The organism is Gemmobacter lutimaris (assembly GCF_003570715.1).
In the GTDB taxonomy this organism is placed as follows: domain Bacteria; phylum Pseudomonadota; class Alphaproteobacteria; order Rhodobacterales; family Rhodobacteraceae; genus Gemmobacter; species Gemmobacter lutimaris.
In genome coordinates this window covers 25833-46842 of record NZ_QXXQ01000011.1, presented here as the reverse complement: position 1 = coordinate 46842, position 21010 = coordinate 25833, and the positions used below count along the sequence as shown (strand labels likewise).

The window sequence follows — 21010 nt, the reverse complement described above, 5'->3', positions numbered from 1 at the left end:
GCAGATACTCCGCCCAAACAGGGAGTGGATCATGGCGGATTTTCCGACAACGGCGCGGGTTGTGATCATCGGGGGCGGGGCGGTCGGAGCCTCTGCGCTTTACCATCTGGCGAAAGCGGGATGGAGCGACTGCGTGCTGCTGGAGAAGAACGAACTGACCGCCGGGTCCACCTGGCATGCGGCGGGCAATGTGCCGACGTTTTCCTCAAGCTGGTCGATCATGAACATGCAGCGCTATTCGGCGCAATTGTATCGTGGTCTGGGGGCCGAGGTCGATTATCCGATGAACTACCATGTCACCGGCTCGGTCCGGCTGGCGCATACGGCGGAACGCTTGCAGGAATTCAAGCGTGTCGTCGGCATGGGGCGCTATCAGGGGATGGACCTCGACATCCTGTCGCCCGAGGACATCCGCACGCGCTATCCCTTCCTTGAAACGCATGACCTGACCGGGGCGCTTTACGATCCCTATGACGGCGACATCGACCCGGCGCAGCTGACGCAGGCGCTGGCCAAGGGGGCGCGTTCCATGGGCGCGCGGATCGAGCGCTTCTGCCCGGCGACCGGCGTGCGACGCGAGGGCGAGGAATGGGTGGTTTCCACCCCCAAGGGAGAGATCCGCTGCGAGATCGTGGTGAATGCCGCCGGCTACTATGCCCGTGAGGTCAGCAAATGGTTCGGCCGCGACGTGCCGATGATGGTGATGAGCCATCAATACATGCTGTTCGACACCATCTCCGAGATCGAAAGCTGGTCGAAAGAGGTGGGCCACAAGCTGCCGCTGCTGCGCGACGTAGACAGCAGTTACTACCTGCGGCAGGAAAAATACGGCTTCAACCTTGGCCCCTATGAGCGGAACTGCAAGGCGCATTGGGTGACGAAGGACGATCCCTTCCCCGAGGATTTCAGCTTCCAGCTTTTCCCCGACGATCTGGAGCGGCTGGAATGGTATATCGCCGATGCCATGGCGCGGGTGCCCTTGCTGGAGAAGGCGGCACTGACCAAGGTGATCAACGGGCCGATCCCCTATACGCCGGACGGCAATCCGCTGATCGGGCCGATGCCGGGGGTGCCCAATGCCTTCGAGGCCTGCGTTTTCACCTTCGGCATCTGTCAGGCCGGCGGCGCGGGCAAGGTGCTGGCGGAATGGGTGACCGAGGGCGCGACCGAATGGGACATGTGGTCCTGCGACCCGCGCCGTTTCACCGGCTGGGAGGACCGCGACTATTGCGTGCAGAAGGGGATGGAGGTTTACGGTCACGAATATGCCATCCACTTCCCGCACCACGCCTGGCCGGTGGCGCGCGACCGCCGCCTCAGCCCGGTGCATGCACAGACCAGGGCGCTGGGGGCGCAATTCGGCGCCTATAACGGCTGGGAACGTGCGCTGTGGTATGCGCGGCCGGGCGATGACACTTCCGAGCAAGGCACCCAGACCTGGCGCCGCGACGGGCCGTGGTTCGGTGCGGTGGCCGAGGAATGCGCGGCGGTGCGCGATGCGGCGGGGATTCTGGACCTGCCGGGCTTCTCGCGCTTCCGGCTGACCGGACCGGGCGCGGCCGAGTGGCTGTCCCGGCAGATCAGCGGCAAGGTGCCGTCGGTCGGGCGGCTGGGGTTGGCCTATTTCGCCGATGACAAGGGCCGCATCGTGACCGAAATGTCGGTGGCGCGGCTGGCGGAGGACGAGCTTTGGCTCATCACCGCCGCCACGGCGCAGGCGCATGACCGCGAATGGCTGGAACGTCATCTGGAACCGGGGCTGAGCCTGACGGACGAAAGCGCCGATTGGGCGACGCAGATCCTGACCGGGCCGAATGCGCGCGCCATCCTTGCCGAAGTGGCGGAGGCAGATCTTTCCCGCCCTTGGCTGACCTGGCAGAAGGCGGTGATCGCCGGGGCCGACTGCCTGCTGATGCGCGTGAGCTTCGCGGGCGAGCTTGGCTGGGAAATCCATTCGCGCAACGCCGATACGCCGCGCATCTGGGAGGCGGTGATGGCTGCGGGCGAAGGCCACGGGCTGAAACCCTTCGGCATGTTCGCGCTGAACAGTCTGCGGGTGGAGAAGGGCTATCGCGCCTGGAAGGGTGACCTTTCGACCGATTACACCCTGCTGCAAGGCGGGCTGGAGCGCTTCATCGACTGGTCGAAACCCGCCTTCCGCGGCAAGGCGGCGCTGGAGGCGGAAAAGCAGGCGGGCGTCACCAAGCGCTTTGCCACGCTGGTGATCGAGACCGGCGATTTCGATCCGCCCTATATGTCGACGATCTGGCAGGACGGGCAGGTGGTGGGCGAGCTGACCAGTGGCTACTGGGGCCACCGCGTCGGCGCCTGCATCGGGCTGGGCATGATCCGCGCCGATCTGGCGGTGCCGGGCACCGAGGTCGAGGTGGAAGTCTTCGGCGAGCGGCTGAAAGCGCGGGTGCAGAAGGATGAACCGCTCTGGGATCCGGCGAATGCGCGGATCCGGGCGTGACGCAAATTTCTTGCAAAGAAATTTGCAAAAGTTTTCGGAAAACTTTTGCCTGCAAGCGGCGGGCGCAGGAGCGGTGACATGACGGAACTTCCGCAAAAGGCGCGGGCGGTGATCATCGGCGGCGGGGTCTCGGGTTGTTCGGTCGCCTATCATCTGGCGAAGGCCGGGTGGCGCGACATCGTGCTGCTGGAGCGCAAGCGGCTGACTTCAGGCACCACATGGCATGCGGCGGGGCTGATCGGGCAGTTGCGCGGTTCCGCCAACATGACGCGGCTGGCGAAATATTCGGCCGATCTTTACGTCCGGCTGGCGCAGGAAACCGGGGTTGAAACGGGGATGCGGCAGGTCGGCTCGATCTCGGTCGCGCTGACGAAGGAACGGCATGAGGAGTTGTTGCGTCAGGCCACGGTGGCGCGCATCTTCGACGTGGCGGTGCACGAGATTTCGCCCGCCGAGGTCAAGGCGATGTATCCGCATCTGAACACCGATGGCGTGGTGGGGGCGGTGCATCTGCCGCTGGACGGGCAATGCGACCCGGCCAATATTGCCATGGCGCTGGCCAAAGGCGCGCGGATGCAGGGCGCGACGATTGCCGAGAACGTCAAGGTCACCGGCGTCACCGAGGCGGCCGAGAATGGCCGCCGTCGTGTCACCGGCGTGTCCTGGCAGCGCGGCGAGGAGCAGGGCCATATCGCCGCCGATGTCGTCATCAACTGCGGCGGCATGTGGGGGCGTGATCTGGCGGCCTCCAGCGGTGTCACGCTGCCCCTGCATGCCTGCGAGCATTTCTATCTGGTGACGGAAGGCATTGACGGCCTCGGCCATCTGCCGGTGCTGCGGGTGCCGGACGAATGCGCCTATTACAAATCGGACGCGGGCAAGATGATGGTCGGCGCGTTTGAGCCGAAGGCGAAACCCTGGGGCATGGGCGGCATCCGCGAGGATTTCGAATTCGACACCCTGCCCGAGGACTGGGACCATTTCGCGCCGATCCTCGAGATGGCGACCAATCGTATGCCGCTGTTTGAAACGGCGGGCATCCATACCTTCTTCAACGGGCCGGAAAGTTTTACCCCCGATGATCGCTATTATCTGGGCGAGGCGCCGGAGCTGGGCGGCTACTGGATCGCGGCGGGGTATAATTCGGTGGGCATCGCCTCCTCTGGTGGGGCGGGCATGGCGCTGGCGCATTGGATCACCGAGGGCGAGGCGCCGTTTGACCTGTGGGAGGTGGACATCCGCCGCGCCCAGCCGTTCCAGAAGAACCGCCGCTACCTGAAAGAGCGGGTGAGCGAGACGCTGGGCCTGCTTTACGCCGATCATTTTCCCTATCGCCAGATGGCCACGGCGCGCGGGGTCCGGCGGTCACCGCTGCACGAACATCTGAAGGCGCGCGGCGCGGTCTTTGGCGAGGTTGCGGGATGGGAGCGGGCGAACTGGTTCGCGGCCGAGGGGCAGGAACGGGACTACCGCTATTCGTGGAAGCGGCAGAACTGGTTCGACAACCAGCGCGCAGAACATATGGCGGTGCGGACCGGCGTGGGCCTGTTCGACATGACGAGTTTCGGCAAGATCCGGGTCGAGGGGCGCGATGCGGCGGCTTTCCTCAACCGGGTCTGCGCCAATCAGATCGACGTGGCGCCGGGCCGGATCGTCTATACCCAGATGCTGAATGAACGCGGCGGCATCGAAAGCGACCTGACGGTGACGCGGTTGAGCGAAACCGCCTTCCTGCTGGTGGTGCCGGGGGCGACGCTGCAACGCGATCTGGCCTGGCTGCGGCGGCATCTGGGCGAGGATTTCGCGGTCATCACCGATGTGACGGCGGGCGAGGCGGTGCTGTGCCTGATGGGGCCAGAGGCGCGGGCGGTGATGGAACGGGTCAGCCCGAACGATTTTTCCAACGCCGCGCATCCCTTTGGCACTGCGCGCGAAATCGAGATCGGCATGGGCCTCGCCCGCGCGCATCGGGTGACCTATGTAGGCGAACTGGGCTGGGAGATCTATGTGCCGACCGATCAGGCCGCGCATGTTTTCGAGGCGCTAGAGGAAGCGGCGCCGGAGATGAAGCTGTGTGGTCTGCACACGCTCGACAGTTGCCGCATCGAAAAGGCCTTCCGCCATTTCGGCCACGACATCACCGACGAGGATCATGTGCTGGAGGCGGGGCTGGGCTTCGCGGTGCGGACCTCGAAACCCGGATTCATCGGGCGCGAGGCGGTGCTGCGGAAAGAAGAGGCCGGGCTTTCGCGCCGCATGGTGCAATTCCGCCTGACCGACCCCGAGCCGTTGCTGTTCCACAACGAGGCCATCGTGCGCGACGGCCGGATCGTCGGGCCGGTGACCAGCGGAAACTATGGCCACGCGCTCGGTGGCGCTATCGGCATGGGCTATGTGCCCTGCGCGGGCGAGAGTGAGGCGGAGGTTCTGGCCTCGCGCTACGAGATCGAGGTGGCGGGGGTGCGACATGCGGCCGAAGCCTCGCTGGTGCCGATGTATGACCCCAAGGCCGCGCGGGTGCGGATGTAGGGACGGACAGAAACCGGGGGGCTTTTTACCCCGCCGGACGGAACAAAAGCCGGGGGGCTGTCTGCCCCCCGGACCCCCCGAGGATATTTTTGCCAAGATGAAGGCAGGGCAGGAGCGTGCGATGAGTGAACAGGGCGAAGTTTGCGAGCCGTCGCGGGCGCGGCGGGCAGCGGGACGGACGGGCGGACGGGCGGCGCGGGTGGCAGAGCGGGCGGCGCCGCTGGCCGAGGCGCTGCGGCCGGTGCGGGCCGGGATGCCGGGCGGGCGCTACCGGCCGCTGAGTGATGCCGGTGTAGCGAAAATCCATGCGCAGGCTTTGGAGGCGCTGGAGGTCATCGGGCTGGCCAATGCGCCCGCCAGCGGGGTGGAGATCCTGACCGGGGCCGGGGCGGTGCTGGGCGATGACGGGCGTATCCGTTTTCCGCGCGCGCTGGTCGAGGACATGCTGGCGGTCGCCGCGCGCGACCTGACGCTGTATGGGCGCGACGAAAAGTATGACCTGCATTTGAGCGGCTCCAATGTGCATTTCGGCACGGCGGGCGCGGCGGTGCATATCGTCGATCCGGTGACATTGGAGTATCGTGAATCGACGGCGCAGGATCTGTATGACGCGGCGCGGCTGGTGCAGAACCTCGACAACATCCATTTCTACCAGCGAACCATGGTCTGCCGCGATGTGGTGGACAATTTCGACATGGATGTGAACACGCTCTATGGCTGCCTTGCGGGAACGCGCAAGCATGTCGGCACCTCGTTCAGCGACCCGGGCCATGTGGCGGGCTGTTTCGAGCTGCTGCATATGGTGGCGGGCGGCGAGGAGGCGTGGCGCGCGCGGCCTTTTGTCAGCAATTCCAATTGCTTTGTCGTGCCGCCGATGAAATTCGCCGAAGAAAGCTGCATGGTGATGGAGGATTGTGTGCGCCGCGGCATGCCGGTCCTGCTGCTGTCTGCCGGGCAGGCCGGGGCGACGGCACCCGCGCCCATCGCGCTGGCCATCGTGCAGGCCATGGCGGAATGTCTGGCCGGGGTGGTCTATGTGAACGCCATCCAGAAGGGCGCGCCCGCGATCTTCGGCACCTGGCCCTTTGTCAGCGATCTGCGCACCGGCGCCATGTCGGGGGGCAGTGCGGAACAGGCGCTGCTGACAGCGGGCTGCGCGCAGATGCACCGCTTCTACAACCTTCCCGGCGGTGCCGCCTCAGGCATCACCGACAGCAAGCTGCCCGACATGCAGGCGGGATGGGAACAGGGCATCACCAATACGCTGGCGGGCCTGTCCGGGCTGAACATGTGTTACGAAGCGGTCGGGATGCATGCCTCGCTGCTGGGCTTCTGTCTGGAAAGCCTGATCATGGGGGATGACATTCTGGGGCAGGTCATGCGGCTGGTGCGCGGCATTGACGTGACCGAGGATTCCACCTCGATCGACGCGATGAAGGAGGCCTGTCTGGGCGGGCCGGGCCATTACCTCGGCTCCGGCCAGACGCTGAGCCTGATGCAGACCGAATATGTCTATCCCGTGGTCGGCAATCGCATGTCCCCGAAGGAATGGAATGAGGCGGGCAAGCCGGTGTTGCTCGACCGGGCGATTGCGCGCAAGAATGACATCCTCGCCAAGGCCGGTTGCCAGATCGCCCCAGAGGTCGATGCGGCAATCCGCGCCCGTTTCAACATTCATTTCCGGTGATGCCATGATCCCTGCGAATCTGCTGAAATTCTATATCGACGGTGCGTGGGTCGATCCGCTGGGCGGCGAACGCATCGGCGTGGAAAATCCGGCGACGGAAGAGATCGTGGCCGAGGTGGCGCTGGGGTCGGAGGCCGATGCCGACCGTGCCATCATGGCTGCGCGTGCAGCTTTCGACAGCTATACCGCCACGCCGCTGGCGGATCGCATCGCGCTCGTCCGCCGGGTGCTGGAGGTCTATAACAGCCGCTATGAGGATTTCGCGCAGGCGATGAGCCTTGAGATGGGCGCGCCGATCGAATGGGCGCGCGGCGCGCAGGCATGGGCGGGGCAGGTGCATATCGAAAGCACCATCACCGCCGCCGAGGAAATGGTCTGGGAATATTCGCGCGGCAATACGCGGATCATTTACGAAGGCATCGGGGTCTGCGCGCTGATCACGCCATGGAACTGGCCGATGAACCAGATCGCCTGCAAGGTGGCGCCCGCGCTGATCGCCGGTTGCACCATGGTGCTGAAGCCCTCGGAAATCGCACCGCTGTCAGGCACGCTGTTTGCCGAGATCTGCCATGAGGCGGGCGTGCCGAAAGGCGTGTTCAACATGGTGAACGGCAATGGCCCGGTGGTCGGTGCGCGGATGAGCTGTCACCCCGAGGTGGATATGGTCAGCTTCACAGGATCGACCCGCGCAGGCACAGCCGTCGCGGCGGCGGCGGCGCCCACGGTGAAACGCGTGGCGCAGGAGCTGGGTGGCAAATCGGCCAATATCATCCTGCCCGGTGCCGATCTGGCGGCGGCGGTCAGCGGCGGGGTCGAGGGCTGCTTCGGCAATACCGGGCAAAGCTGTGACGCGCCGACGCGGATGTTCGTGCCGCGCGCCCAGCATGACGCGGCGCTGGAGATTGCGGCGGGCGCGGCGGCGGCCGTTGTCGTGGGCGATCCGCGCGACAGCGCCACCACCATGGGGCCGCTGGTCAGCCGCATGCAATTCGACAAGGTGCAGGCGCTGATCGAAAAGGGCATCGCCGAGGGCGCGACGCTGGTCTGCGGCGGACCGGGGCGACCCGAGGGCGTCAATCGCGGCTGGTTCGCGCGGCCGACGATCTTTGGCAATGTCACCAATGACATGACCATCGCGCGCGAGGAGATCTTTGGCCCGGTGCTGGCGATCCTGCCCTATGATACGGTCGATGAGGCCGTCGCCATGGCCAATGACACACCCTATGGGCTGGCCGCCTATGTGCAGGGGCCGGAGGCCGAGGCGCGCGCCGTCGGGCGGCGGCTGCGGGCAGGGCAGGTGAGCCTCAACTACCCCGACTGGGACACGTTCGCGCCCTTCGGCGGCTACAAGCAATCGGGCAACGGCCGGGAATATGCGGGCTGGGGCATCCATGACTTCTGCGAGGTCAAGGCGCTGGTCGGATACGGAGAGGCATGATGCGCTATGGCTATGTGGGTCTGGGCAATCTGGGCGGGCATCTTGCGGCCAGCCTGATCGGCGCGGGCTTCGATGTGACGGTCCATGACCGCAGCCCGGCGCTGGCGGAACGGCACCGGGCGCTGGGTGCGAAAGTCGCGGGGTCGGCAGCGGAACTGGCGGCGGAGGTCGATCACGTCTTCACCTGCCTGCCCTCGCCGCAGATCAGCGAAACGGTGCTGGCACAGATTCTGCCGGTGATGAAACCGGGCGCGCACTGGATCGAGAATTCCACGCTCGGCCGCGAGGATGTGCTACGGCTGGGTCAACTGGCGGCGGAACAGGGTGTCGCCATGCTTGAGGCGCCGGTGACCGGCGGCGTGCATCTGGCGGCGCGCGGCCAGATCACGGTTCTGGTAGGGGGCGAGCCTGCGCTTTACGAGACGCACAAGCCCGCGCTGGATGCCATCGGCGGGCAGCATTTCCACATGGGGCCGCTGGGCAGCGCGGCGGTGATCAAGGTCATCACCAACATGCTGGCCTTCATTCATCTGGTCGCCGATGGCGAGGCGCTGATGCTGGCCAAACGCGGCGGGCTGGATCTGAAAACCGCGTGGGAGGCGATCCGGGCCTCATCCGGCAACAGCTTCGTGCATGAAACCGAAGGTCAGCTGATCCTGAACGGCAGCTATGACATCGCCTTCACCATGGATCTGGCGCTGAAGGATCTGGGCTTTGCCATGGGCTTTGGCCGCGAATTCGGCGTGCCGCTGGATCTGGCCTCGGTGACCAACCAGACCTTCCTCAAGGGCAAGGCGGCCTATGGCGGCGCGGCGCAATCCTCGCAGATCGTCAAGCTGCTGGAGGATCTGCTGGGCACCGACCTGCGCGCCGAAGGCTTCCCGGCACGGCTGGAATAAGCCGCCGCCGTCCCACATCTGCCGCGAGGGCCGGTCTCAGATCAGCGCGACCAGACGCGCTGCCTCGGCCCGCACATCCGCCAGCGCGCTGCGGTCCTCGCCGGGGTGGAAGCGGGCGCGGGTGGCGGTGGCCATCGGTGCGGGCGTTTCGATCAGCACACGCGGCCCGACCTTGGCGGCCTCGGCCTGCCAGGATCGCGCCAGCGCGATCTGCGCCGCCTTGGTGGCACCATAAGCGCCGTAATACATCTCGCCGCCATGCGGATCGTCCAAAAACAGCGCCGTTGCCTGGTCGGAGCCGCGCAGCAGCGGCTCCATCATCGGGATCAGCACGCCGGTCGCCCGCACATTGGTGGCGATGGATTTGTCCCAATCCTTCACATCAAGGAAGTTCGCCGGGGCCAGCGGGGCGGCATGGATGGCGGCATGGACCCAGAGATCGGCATGGCCCCAGCGGTCATAGACCGCGCGGCACAGATGCGCCATGGCATCGTCATTGGTGATGTCCATGGGGGCGAGGGTCAGCTCGCCCGCGCCGGGCTGGCGGGCAGCCTTCACCCGGTCATCCACCTCTTCCAGCCCGCCAGTGGTGCGCGCCACCGCGACGACATGCCAGCCCCGGCAGGCCAGTTCCTCGGCCATGGCGGCGCCGAGACCGCGCGAAGCGCCGGTGACAATTGCGATGCGTTGGCTCATCGGGGTGACCTCCAGCCGGGGGAATGCGTTTGCCCCCGGGGGTTTCACACCCCCGGACCCCCGTGGGATATTTGAGCCAAGATGAAAGGACAAGAGCGGCGGCTGCGACGCGGCCGCGCAGGGCTTATTCGGCGGCCTTCATCTCGAAGCCTTCGGCGAGTTTGTCCGATGGCGCGATGGGGTATTCGCCCGAGAAGCAGGCGTCACAGAATTTCGGCGATTTCGGATCGCGGCCCGCCGCCTCGCCCGCAGCCCTGTAAAGCCCGTCGAGCGAGATGAACTTCAGGCTGTCAACGCCGATCCAGTCGCGCATCTCGTCTTCCGTCATGGTGGCGGCAAGGAGCTTGGAGCGTTCGGGCGTGTCCACACCGTAGAAGCAGGGCCAGGCGGTCGGTGGCGAGGCGATGCGGAAATGCACCTCGGCGGCCCCGGCGTCGAGGATCATGTCCTTGATCTTCCGCGAAGTGGTGCCGCGCACCACCGAATCGTCCACGAGGATCACGCGCTTGCCCCGGATCAGGGCGCGGTTCACGTTCAGCTTCAGCCGGACGCCCATGTTGCGGATCGCGTCGGTCGGCTCGATGAAAGTGCGGCCCATGTATTGGTTGCGGATGATCCCCATGGCGTAGGGGATGCCGGATTGCTGTGAATAGCCGATGGCGGCGGGGGTGCCGCTGTCCGGGACCGGGCAGACCAGATCGGCCTCGACCGGGGCTTCCTTCGCCAGTTCCACACCGATCTGGCGGCGGGTTTCATAGACCGAGCGGCCTTGCAGGATCGAATCGGGGCGCGAGAAATAGACCTGTTCGAAGATGCAAAAGCGCGAGGCGGCCTGATTGAAGGGGCGGGTGCTTTCGACCTTGTTGCCCTCGATCACCACCATTTCGCCCGGCTCGATCTCGCGCACGAATTCGGCGCCGATGATGTCAAGGGCGCAGGTTTCGGACGAGAGGGCCCAGCCGCTGTCCCCGATCCGGCCCAGCACCAGCGGGCGCACGCCATGCGGATCGCGCACGCCGATCAGTTTGGTCCGCGTCATGGCGACCACCGAGAAGGCGCCCTCCACCCGGCGCAGCGCATCCTTGATGCGTTCGGCGATGTTCTTCTGGATCGAGCGCGCCATCAGGTGAATGATGCATTCGCTGTCCGAGGAGGACTGGAAGATCGAGCCGCGCTCGATCAACTCCTTGCGCAGGGCGGCGGCATTGGTGAGGTTGCCGTTATGGGCGATGGCGGCGCCGCCCATGGAAAACTCACCGAAGAAGGGCTGCACGTCGCGGATGGCTGTCGCGCCTTTGGAACCGGCGGTGGAATAGCGCACATGGCCGATGCCCAGCGCGCCGGGCAGGGTGGCCATGACATCGGCGCGAGTGAAATTGTCGCGCACATAGCCGAAGCGACGGGCCGAGTTGAACCCCTGTTCCGGGTCATAGGTGACGATGCCACCGGCCTCCTGCCCGCGATGTTGCAGGGCATGCAGGCCAAGCGCCACGAAGTTTGCGGCATCGCTGACGCCGGTCACACCGAAGACGCCGCATTCTTCCTTGAGCTTGTCGCCGTCCTCGACGGGGTCGAAAGGGGTGCCGGGGATGGCGCGCATGGTGGCTCTCCGAATCCGAGGGGGGCTTTCGCGCCCCATGTAATGCGAAGGGGCGTGAGTGTCACGCCCCTTACACATTCAGTTGTTCGCTGCCGGGGCCTCGGGTGAGGCGGGTTGTGTCGGGGCGGCACAGATCCCCACCAGCCCTTCGTATTTGCTGACGATCCAGCCCGGCGCATCCGAGGGGATCTGATCGTCGATATTCCCTTGGAACGAGGCAAAAACCTTGGCCGAGCGCGAGTTGTCCACCATGGGGATGGAATTGTCGGCCACCGCACGGTCATAGACGATGAAGGCAATGGCGACGAGGACGACGCCGCGAATGACGCCGAACAGGAAGCCAAGCCCCTGGTCGAGACCGCCGAGCATCGTCTGGTTGACCCAGCCCGACAGCAGTGGCGTGAAGATCGCGGCGACCACAAGCCCCACGGCAAAGACGGCGGCGAAGGCGGCGATGACCGAAAGTTCGCAGCTGTCCGCCAGCATCGGGCCGACGACCGGCAGTTCCTTCACCAGTGGCTGTGCCTCGGCGGCAAACAGATAGGCCAGCAGTGCCGCGCCGATCCAGCCAAGGATGGCCATGGCCTCGCGGATCAGACCGCGCGAATAGGCGAGGATCGCCGACAGCACGATGACCCCGGCCACCACGCCGTCAATGATGGTGAAACCTTCCATTCCCGTCTCCCCTCGGGGCTTATCCTGCCCCGAACATTTCGCCGACAAGGGCCGTCAGATCGGCCATCTCGCGCAGGCGCATTCCCTCGGCCTGCCCGGATTTCGACCGGGCGGGCAGTGTCGCCTGTGAAAAACCAAGTTTCGCCGCTTCTTTCAACCTGTTTTCGGTCTGGCCGACCGGACGCAGGGCACCTGACAGCGAGATTTCCCCGAAAAGCACCATGTCGGGCGGAATTGCCACATCCTCGCGCGCGCTCAGAAGTGCTGCGGCCACGGCCATGTCGGCGGCGGGTTCTGTGACGCGCATGCCGCCCGCGACGTTCAGGAAGACATCAAGCCCGGCGAAGGGGATGCCGCAACGCGCCTCCAGCACCGCGAGGATGGTGGAAAGCCGCCCCGAATCGAGCCCGACGACCGTGCGGCGCGGCGTGCCGAGGTTGGAGGGCGCGACCAGCGCCTGAATCTCGGTCAGCACCGGGCGCGTGCCCTCGATCCCGGCAAAGACGGCAGAGCCGGGGGTGGCGGCCTCGCGGTCCGACAGAAACAGGGCCGAGGGGTTCAGCACTTCGGTCAGCCCGTCGCCTGCCATTTCGAACACGCCGATTTCATCGGCGGGACCAAAGCGGTTCTTCACCGCGCGCAGGATGCGGAACTGGTGGCCGCGCTCGCCCTCAAAATAAAGGACGGTATCAACCATATGTTCCAGCACGCGGGGTCCGGCAATGGCGCCTTCCTTCGTCACATGGCCCACGATCACCACCGCCGTGCCGCGGCGTTTGGCGAAGTTTACCAACTCATGCGCGGCGGCGCGCACCTGGCTGACCGAGCCGGGTGCGCTTTCGACATTATCGAGCCACATGGTCTGGATCGAATCAATGATGGCCAGTGCCGGGCGTTCGGTATCCAGTGTGGTCAGGATGTCGCGCAGGTTGGTTTCGGCGCCAAGGCCGACGGGGGCCTGTTGCAGGCCAAGGCGTTGCGCGCGCATGCGGACCTGCGCCGCCGCTTCCTCGCCCGAGATATACAGGCATTTCAGCCCCTTGCGTGCGAAACTGGCGGCGGCTTGCAGAAGCAGCGTCGATTTTCCGATGCCCGGATCGCCACCGACCAGAATGGCCGAGGCGGGGACGAGGCCACCACCCAGCACGCGGTCCAGCTCGCCAATGCCGCTTTGGGCGCGGGGCGGCGGGGCTTCCTCGGTCGCCAGATCGGTCAGGGGGATGGTGCGACCGCGCGCGGTGGGTTTGGGCCCGGCGGACAGGGCCGCTTCCTCGGCGATGGAGTTCCACGCCCCGCAGGCGTCGCATTTGCCCGCCCATTTGGTATAGGCCGCCCCGCAGGCGGAACAGACGTAGCTGACCGTTGCCTTCGCCATCAGACCCACGCCTCGGCGGTCAGGGTCAGCGAGCGTTTGCGCGCTTCGAAATCCCAGGTATCGGTGACGAGGATCAGCTCATCCGCCTGCGTGGCGGCGATGATCCCTTCCAGCCCCGCGCGCACCTGATCCGGGGTGCCGACGGCATGGCTGCTGAGCATTGCTGCCACATGCGCCTGTTCGCGCGGCGTCCAGTCCAGATCGCCGGGCGGCATCTGATAGCGGCGGTTGTTGCGGATCAGGCCCAGAAAGCCCTTCTGCATGGTGGTGAACAGATGCCGCGCCTCGGCCTCGGTTTCGGCGCAGACCACATTGGCGGCAACGATGGCATGCGGCGCCTTCAGCCGGTCCGAGGGTTTGAAATGCGCGCGGTAAAGATGCAGCGCCTCATGCAATGCCGCAGGGGCGAAATGCGAGGCGAAAGCATAGGGCAGGCCCAGTTCGGCGGCCAACATCGCACCGAAATGCGACGAGCCGAGGATGATGGTCTGCACCTCGGTCCCGGCGGCGGGAACGGCGGTGATGCCCAGATTGTTTTCGGGCGCGAACCAGCCCATCAGCTCCACCACATCCTGCGGGAAATGATCGGCCCCATGCGGGTTGCGGCGCAGCGCGCGGATCAGCGTCGCGCCGTCGGTGCCCGGCGCGCGGCCAAGGCCAAGGTCGATCCGGCCGGGGAACAGTTGCGCCAGCGTGCCGAATTGTTCGGCCACCACATAGGGCGCGTGATTGGGCAGCATGACGCCCCCTGCGCCAATGCGGATGCGCGAGGTCGCGGCGCCGACATGGGCGATAACCACGGGCGTCGCGGCCGAGGCGACGCCGACCATATTGTGATGCTCTGCCACCCAGTAGCGGGCAAAGCCCAGCGATTCGACATGCGCTGCAACAGATGCCGCATTGTGCAGCGCCTGAGCGGGCCCCTGATCCTCGCGCACACGGGTCAGATCGAGCAGCGACAGCGGGGGACGGGTCATTTCGGGCTCCGTAGAAACAGCGAGATCAGGATGAGGGCGGTGAACAGGTAAAGTCCCCATGCCACCTCGACCGTGGCAAGCCCCACGCCCTTCACGATCACGACATAAAGCGCGATCAGGAACACATCGGCCATGGCCAACTTGCCTAGCACGGCCAGTGCCGGTTCGGCACGCACGTCCAGCAGGCCGAAATCACGCAAGGCGCGACCCAGAACCTTCATCATGGGCGCAAAGACCGCGCAGAAAGTGACGACCAGCGCCAGCACGGCATCGCTTTGCCACAAGGATTGCAGCCCGGAAATGACCGAGATTTCCGACAGGCCGAACACCGGCAAGATCCCTGCGCGCAGCAGCGGCGCGAACCAGGATACGGGGAACAGCAGCACAAGGGCGAGATTCACATAGCGCGACATGGCCGCGACCATGGGGGCAAATGCGGGCCGCCGCAAGGCGCCCCGATCAGTGCAGCCCGTCGCTCTTCGGTCCGTCGGTCTTGCCGTTGTGCAGCGCCAGCGGCACCACATTCGCCTCGCGCGGTTCGTCGAAATCATAGCCGAGCGCGGGTAGAACCTCGCGCAGATCGGCCTCCAGCCGCCGGATCTGGGTATGGTTGCGGCGTTCCTCGGCCTCCACATCGGTCAGCCAGCGCTTGAGTTCATCGCAGGTCATGCGCGCCAGCTTGATACGTTCCGCCAGCAGATCGGCATCGGATTGCCGCGCCTTCAGGAATTCGCGCGCGCGGTTCACCTTGTCATCGGAATAGGCGCGGGCCAGATCGCGCGACTGGAAGGACATCTGCGCCGCCAGTTCCAGCAGCTCGGGTTCAACATGGCGCAGGTCGGGGTGCCTGCGCAGAAGCTCCATCCGCTGTCGCATCGATTCGAACTCGTTCGACAGGCTGAACACGCCTGTCCGGTCGGCGGCATGGGCAAGGCTGTAGGCGCGCTTCACATCTTCCATCCCGATCTGGAACGACCGATGGGTCTTTTCCAGCTTCGCCATGCGGGCATTTGCCGGGATGAAGAAGCAGATACAAAGCATCAGGAGGGTCAGCGCCAGTTGCACCCACATGCCGGCATCGGGCAGCGGCACATCGCCCCATGACAGTGTCATGCTCGGCCATGGCATCTGACCAAGCGCCGCCAGCAGGCTGGAAAGGCAGAGGAAAGCGGTAACCGAGACGATGGCCCCGAAAGCGAGGGATTGTGCAACGCCCTGGGCCTGCCGGACCAGAGGACCGTGACTGTCGAACATGCGAAACCCCCGTTAACGAATTTGTTCCAGAATTCCGCTCGACGCCTCAAAGGCAACACATTTTCGCCATGATTGCGGAAAACGCCTGAAAAATCCAGTGGATCGCATGTATTGTTTCCACGGCGGAAACGCCGGGTGCAATCAGAGCGGGAAACCGGCGAGGGCGCGGCCGTGATCAGCGCAGCGATTCGATGGGGCCTTCGGCGCGACCATGGATGAACTGCTGGACGTAAGGGTCTGGCGTCGCATCCATTTCCGAAACCGGCCCGGTCCACCGCACCTTGCCGCCATGCAGCATCGCCACATTGTCGGCGATGGCCCGGACCGAGGACATGTCATGCGTGATCGTCATGGCGGTCGCGCCCATTTCGGTCACGATCTCGCGGATCAGATCATTGATGACGCCCGACATGATCGGGTCCAGCCCGGTGGTCGGCTCGTCGAAGAAGATGATCTCCGGCTCGGCCGCGATGGCGCGGGCGAGGCTGACGCGCTTCTGCATCCCGCCCGAAAGCTCTGCCGGATAAAGGTCTGCGACCTGCGGGCCAAGGCCGACGCGGCGCAGCTTTTCAATGGCGATCTCGCGCGCTTCGGCCTTGGGCCGTTTCAGCGTGCCACGCAGCAGGCGGAAGGCGACGTTTTCCCAGATGCGCATGCTGTCGAACAGCGCGCCGCCCTGAAACAACATGCCAAACCGCGCGAGAAAGGCATCGCGGTCGCCCCGCGTCACATCCTGCCCGTCCAGCGTGATCTGGCCCGCATCCGGCGTCACCAGCCCGAGAATGGATTTCAACAGCACCGACTTGCCGGTGCCCGAACCGCCGATGATGACCATGGAGGTGCCGCTGGCAATGGTCAGATCCACGCCGCGCAACACCTTGTTGCTGCCGAAGGTCTTGTGGACGCCGGAAAGCTCGATCATGAGAAGAACAGCTCCGTCAGCAGGTAGTTTGCCGCGAAGATCAGCACCGAGGCAGACACCACGGCGGCCTTGGTCGCAGCCCCCACACCCTGCGCGCCACGCCCCGAATGCATGCCGTGATAGCAGCCCATCAGCGCCACCAGAAAGCCGAAGGCCGCGCCCTTGATCAGGCCCGAGGACACGTCCCAGACCTCAAGAAAATCCATTGTGTTCTTCAGATAGGCGGCGGAATTGAAATGCAGCCGGTTCACGCCGACCAGCCAGCCGCCCATGATGCCGATGGCATCGCCCACGCCCACCAGCACCGGCACCGCCAGCGTCGCGGCGACTACGCGCGGCACCGCTAGGTATTTCAGCGGGTTGGTGGACAGGGTGACCAGCGCGTCAATCTGTTCCGTCACCTTCATCGTGCCGATTTCCGCCGCGATGGAGGAGGCGACGCGCGCCGCCACCATCAGACCGCCCAGCACCGGCCCAAGCTCGCGCACCATGCCGATGGCCACGATGGCGGGCACCACCGCCTCGGCGCTGAAGCGCGCGCCGCCGGCATAGATCTGCAAGGCCAGCGCGCCGCCGGTGAACAGGGCTGTCAGCCCCACGACCGGCAGCGAGAACCAGCCGATCTGCATCAGCGCATGAAAGAACTCGCGCGGATACCACGGCGGGCGGAAGATGTGGCTGACCACCTGCGCGGCAAAGATGGCCACCCGGCCCAGATGCGCCAGCAGACCCAGCGTCACGCGCCCCAGCGCGGCAACCGGCGACAGAAGGCTCACACCTGCCCCCGGGTGGCGGTGGTGGCGTAACGGCGGGTATAGCGATGGCCCAGCGAGGTCAGCACCTCATAGCCGATGGTCCCGGCAATATCGGCCAGATCATCCACCCCCTGCATCGGTCCCAGCAGGTCCAGCGTGCGGGGGATGTCGCGCAGATGGCTGACATCGACAGTGATCAGGTCCATCGACACGCGGCCGACCACGGGGCAGGGCACCGCCCCGTCCCACAGCGTCGCCGCATTTGAATAGCGCCGGGTCAGCCCGTCCGCATAGCCAGCGGCAACGGTGGCGATCAGCCGCGGCTCCTCGGCAGTATAGCCGCAGGAATAGCCCACGATCTCGCCCGCCGCGACCTCGCGGATCTGGATGACCGGCAGGGCCAGGGCCACCACCGGCTGCGCGCTTTCCCACGGGCGGCCGCCATACAGACCCACTCCGGGGCGGGTCAGTTCGAAATGGTAATCCGCCCCCAGCAGGATGCCGCCGGTTGCCGCAAGGCTGCGCGGCACACCGATGCCGTCGGTCATGGCGTGAAATTCGGCCAGTTGTGCGGCATTCAGCGGGTGATCAGGCTCGTCGGCGCAGGCCAGATGGCTCATCACCAGTTCCGGGCCCTGTTCCAGCACCAGCGCCGCCACCGCCTCCCATTCCGGGGCTTCCAGCCCCAGACGGTTCATCCCGGTGTCAAGCTGGATGCCGAATGGATGGCCGGGCAGGCTTTCCAGATGCCGGGTGATCTGTTCCACCGAATTGAGCATTGGCGTCAGGTCGAGGTCATGCACCATCTCGGTGTCGCCGGCCATATGGCCGGACAGCACGCAGATCTGCGGGCCGGGGCCAAGCGCCTGCCGCACGGCGGCGCCTTCCTCGGCCACCGCCACGAAGAAGCGCCGCGCCCCGGCCTCGGCCAGCGCACGCACAACGCGTTTGGCGCCAAGCCCATAGGCATCGGCTTTCACCACCGCAGCAGTCTGGGTGGTCGGGTCACTCATCCGGTCCAGCGCGCGCCAGTTGGCGGCGATGGCATCAAGGTCAATGGTCAGGGTCGCGGTAGCCATGAAGCGGTTTTGACAGGGCGGGCGGGAAGGTCAAGGGGAAATGGCGGCCGCCCGGCGCACCAGATCCGTTCCAGCGGATTTGCAAATTTCCTTGAAGAAATCTGCGGCCGCGCAAGGCGGCGGGCCCGAGCCTCAGAACCCCTCGTCGCCACGCGGCTCCCAGTGCTTCTCCAGATTGCCGAAGCGGGTAAAACGGCCCTCGAAGCTCAGTTCCACCGTGCCAATCGGGCCGTGGCGCTGCTTGCCGATGATGACCTCGGCCTTGCCATGACATTTCGACATCATGTCCTGCCAGGCGGCCATCTTCTCAAGCTCGTGATCCGCGGGCTTTTCGCGTTCACGATAATATTCCTCGCGGAAGACGAACATCACCACATCGGCATCCTGTTCGATGGAGCCGGATTCGCGCAGGTCGCTCAATTGCGGACGCTTGTCCTCGCGGCTTTCCACCTGACGCGACAGCTGTGACAGCGCGATGACCGGGATGTTCAGCTCTTTTGCAATGGCCTTCAGGCCTTGCGTGATCTCGCTGACCTCCTGCACCCGGTTCGCCTCGGAGCCTTTGGACGAGCCTTTCAGAAGCTGAAGGTAGTCGATCATCAAAACATCCAGCCCGTGCGTCCGCTTCAGGCGGCGGGCGCGGGCGGCGACCTGACTGATCGGCAGGGCGGGCGTGTCGTCGATGTAAAGCGGGCAGGATTCCAGCTCTTTCGCGGCGTCCACGAACTTGCGGAACTCGAATTCCTCCATGTCGCCCCGGCGGATCTTTTCCGACGGCACTTCCGAGGCTTCCGAGAGAATCCGCGCAGCCAACTGCTCGGCGCTCATCTCGAGGCTGAAGAAACCCACGACACCACCGTCGACCGCACCTTCCTGACCATCGGTCTTGCGGCCCCGGCGATAGGCTTTGGCCACGTTGAAGGCGATGTTGGTCGCCAGCGAGGTTTTCCCCATCGAGGGGCGCCCGGCGAGGATGATCAGGTCGCTTTCGTGCAATCCGCCCAGCTTCTTGTCGAGGTCGATCAGCCCGGTGGAAATACCCGCCAGACCGCCGCCGCGCTGATAGGCGGCATTGGCGCTGTTCACCGCCTCGGTCACCGCCTTGAGGAAGGACTGGAAGCCGCGTTCGGCCACGCCCTGTTCGCCCAGCTTGTAAAGCCGCTGTTCCGCCTCGGTGATCTGTTCGCGCGGTTCCGAGGACAGATCGACCTTGGCTGCCTTGGCGGAAATGTCGCGGCCCAGCCCGATCAACTCGCGCCGCACCGCAAGATCATAGATCATCTGCGCATAGTCGCGCGCGGCAAAGGCGCTGATCGCGGCACCGGCAAGGCGCACCAGATAGGCCGGGCCGCCCAGTTCCTTCAGGCCCGCGTCATCCTCCAGAAACGCCTTCAGTGTCACCGGCGAGGCCAGTGCGTTCTTCTGGATGCGGGCAGCCGCGATTTCAAAGATGCGCGCATGGACCGGATCATAGAAATGTTCCGATTTCACCAGACTGGCGATACGGTCATAGACGTCGTTATTCGTCAGGATCGCGCCCAGAAGCTGTTGTTCGGCTTCGATGTTGTGCGGAAGCGTGTCTTCGGTCTCGGCCGATTTGACTGCCGTGATCTCGTTCATAAAACCCCGTGCCCCGGCCTGTCGGCCTGTCGTTTTTGTTTGGCGCCTGCCGCCCGCGCCCTGCGATACCCTGTGAGGCGCGGCTCGGGCAATTTGTAAAACAGGGCGCATAAGTGGCGGGATAAGCCTGTGGATTGATTTGGCCCGCCAACGCCCCCTTGTGGAGCGCCGCCATGATACTACCACATGATGCGGTGCGAAGGGCAGAAAAAACCGAAACCCGCGCGATTCGGCGGGGCAGTTATCCCGATCCGCCCACAGGCGGCCGCCTCGCCTCGGCGTGGTTCCGCCGATGGGGCTCAGCCCTTGCGGGCGTCCTGCCAGCCGCGCGGATCGTTCAGGAATTCCTCCACCCCGGCCAGCGTCTCGGCGTCGAAACTGCCCTGCGCGCGCGCCTCGGCCAGCATGTCCCACCAGGTGCAGAGATAGCTCAGCCGCACACCATGTTCGGCCAGCCGCGCCTCGGTTTCCTTGAAGATGCCGTAGTAGAAGATCACCGAGGTCCAGCCGCAGGTCGCGCCGGTTTCGCGGATCGCATCGACGAAGCTCAGTTTCGAGCCGCCATCGGTGGTCAGATCCTCGACCAGAAGCACGCGCTGGCCTTCGGTCATCGCGCCTTCGATCCGGGCATTGCGGCCATAGCCCTTGGGCTTTTTCCGCACATAAGTCATCGGCAGCGCCAGCCTTTCGGCCACCAGCGCGGCGAAGGGGATGCCGGCGGTTTCCCCGCCCGCCACATTGTCGAAAGCCTCGAACCCGGCGTCGCGCATCACGGTGACGGCCATGAAATCCATCAGCATCGAACGGATGCGCGGATAGGAGATCAGCTTGCGGCAGTCGATATAGGTCGGTGAGGGCAGGCCGGAGGCCAGCGTGAAGGGTTCGCGCGCGTTGAAATGCACCGCGCCGATTTCCAAGAAGGCGCGGGCGGTCAGGCGGGCGATTTCTTCTTTCGGGGGGAAGGCAGCGGTGATCATGGCGGTCCTTTCGGCGGGGTGGCGGCGTGGCTGCGACTTAGCCGAGCCCGCGCC

General features: G+C 65.4%; 17 protein-coding genes. 5 read left to right on the top strand and 12 right to left on the bottom strand.

Annotated elements, in window-relative coordinates; translation table 11 throughout:
• Positions 1-31 precede the first annotated feature (31 nt).
• The 5 genes from D2N39_RS16625 to D2N39_RS16605 all read left to right on the top strand — a co-directional run bounded on the left by D2N39_RS16625 (position 32) and on the right by D2N39_RS16605 (position 9026).
• Positions 32-2473, top strand: a complete 2442-nt coding sequence (locus tag D2N39_RS16625) for a GcvT family protein (RefSeq protein ID WP_119135907.1) — start codon at positions 32-34, stop codon at positions 2471-2473.
• A 78-nt stretch (positions 2474-2551) separates the two neighbouring features.
• Positions 2552-5002 carry a GcvT family protein gene (locus tag D2N39_RS16620; RefSeq protein ID WP_119135906.1) on the top strand — a complete coding sequence of 817 codons (2451 nt, stop codon included), beginning with the start codon at positions 2552-2554 and terminating at the stop codon, positions 5000-5002.
• Positions 5003-5123: 121 nt separating this feature from the next.
• Positions 5124-6689 carry a trimethylamine methyltransferase family protein gene (locus tag D2N39_RS16615; protein WP_119135905.1) on the top strand — a complete coding sequence of 522 codons (1566 nt, stop codon included), beginning with the start codon at positions 5124-5126 and terminating at the stop codon, positions 6687-6689.
• Positions 6690-6693: 4 nt separating this feature from the next.
• Positions 6694-8127: an aldehyde dehydrogenase family protein gene (locus D2N39_RS16610; protein WP_119135974.1), complete on the top strand. Its 1434-nt coding sequence runs from the start codon at positions 6694-6696 to the stop codon at positions 8125-8127.
• Complete coding sequence (locus D2N39_RS16605) at positions 8127-9026, top strand: NAD(P)-dependent oxidoreductase (protein ID WP_119135904.1); 900 nt, start codon at positions 8127-8129, stop codon at positions 9024-9026. Before D2N39_RS16610 ends, D2N39_RS16605 begins: the two co-directional genes overlap by 1 nt.
• 36 nt (positions 9027-9062) lie before the next feature.
• Here D2N39_RS16605 and D2N39_RS16600 read toward each other — a convergent pair whose 3' ends face one another.
• The 12 genes from D2N39_RS16600 to D2N39_RS16545 form a co-directional block, all read right to left on the bottom strand.
• The gene (locus D2N39_RS16600; RefSeq protein ID WP_119135903.1) at positions 9063-9722 is read right to left on the bottom strand and encodes an SDR family NAD(P)-dependent oxidoreductase; all 660 of its coding nucleotides are present in this window, start codon (positions 9720-9722) and stop codon (positions 9063-9065) included.
• A 124-nt stretch (positions 9723-9846) separates the two neighbouring features.
• Positions 9847-11322 carry an amidophosphoribosyltransferase gene (gene purF / locus D2N39_RS16595; protein WP_119135902.1) on the bottom strand — a complete coding sequence of 492 codons (1476 nt, stop codon included), beginning with the start codon at positions 11320-11322 and terminating at the stop codon, positions 9847-9849.
• A gap of 78 nt (positions 11323-11400) precedes the next feature.
• Positions 11401-11997, bottom strand: coding sequence for a CvpA family protein (locus D2N39_RS16590; RefSeq protein WP_119135901.1), 597 nt, complete (start codon positions 11995-11997; stop codon positions 11401-11403).
• Between the two features lie 19 nt (positions 11998-12016).
• Positions 12017-13372, bottom strand: coding sequence for a DNA repair protein RadA (gene radA, locus D2N39_RS16585; RefSeq protein WP_054303230.1), 1356 nt, complete (start codon positions 13370-13372; stop codon positions 12017-12019).
• Positions 13372-14349 (bottom strand): LLM class flavin-dependent oxidoreductase, encoded by a 978-nt coding sequence (locus D2N39_RS16580; RefSeq protein ID WP_119135900.1) that lies wholly within the window; start codon positions 14347-14349, stop codon positions 13372-13374. The genes radA and D2N39_RS16580 overlap by 1 nt, the downstream gene beginning before the upstream one ends.
• Complete coding sequence (locus D2N39_RS16575) at positions 14346-14762, bottom strand: paraquat-inducible protein A (RefSeq protein WP_119135973.1); 417 nt, start codon at positions 14760-14762, stop codon at positions 14346-14348. The genes D2N39_RS16580 and D2N39_RS16575 overlap by 4 nt, the downstream gene beginning before the upstream one ends.
• A gap of 46 nt (positions 14763-14808) precedes the next feature.
• Positions 14809-15603, bottom strand: coding sequence for a DNA repair protein (locus D2N39_RS16570; protein ID WP_119135899.1), 795 nt, complete (start codon positions 15601-15603; stop codon positions 14809-14811).
• A gap of 175 nt (positions 15604-15778) precedes the next feature.
• Positions 15779-16525 (bottom strand): ABC transporter ATP-binding protein, encoded by a 747-nt coding sequence (locus D2N39_RS16565; protein ID WP_119135898.1) that lies wholly within the window; start codon positions 16523-16525, stop codon positions 15779-15781.
• Positions 16522-17292, bottom strand: a complete 771-nt coding sequence (locus tag D2N39_RS16560; protein WP_407645595.1) for an MlaE family ABC transporter permease — start codon at positions 17290-17292, stop codon at positions 16522-16524. Before D2N39_RS16560 ends, D2N39_RS16565 begins: the two co-directional genes overlap by 4 nt.
• 5 nt (positions 17293-17297) lie before the next feature.
• The gene (gene alr / locus D2N39_RS16555) at positions 17298-18359 is read right to left on the bottom strand and encodes an alanine racemase (RefSeq protein WP_119135897.1); all 1062 of its coding nucleotides are present in this window, start codon (positions 18357-18359) and stop codon (positions 17298-17300) included.
• Between the two features lie 132 nt (positions 18360-18491).
• Entirely contained in the window at positions 18492-19979 is a 1488-nt protein-coding gene (locus tag D2N39_RS16550; protein WP_119135896.1) for a replicative DNA helicase, read from the bottom strand.
• A gap of 299 nt (positions 19980-20278) precedes the next feature.
• Positions 20279-20956 (bottom strand): orotate phosphoribosyltransferase, encoded by a 678-nt coding sequence (locus D2N39_RS16545; RefSeq protein ID WP_119135895.1) that lies wholly within the window; start codon positions 20954-20956, stop codon positions 20279-20281.
• Positions 20957-21010 lie beyond the last annotated feature (54 nt).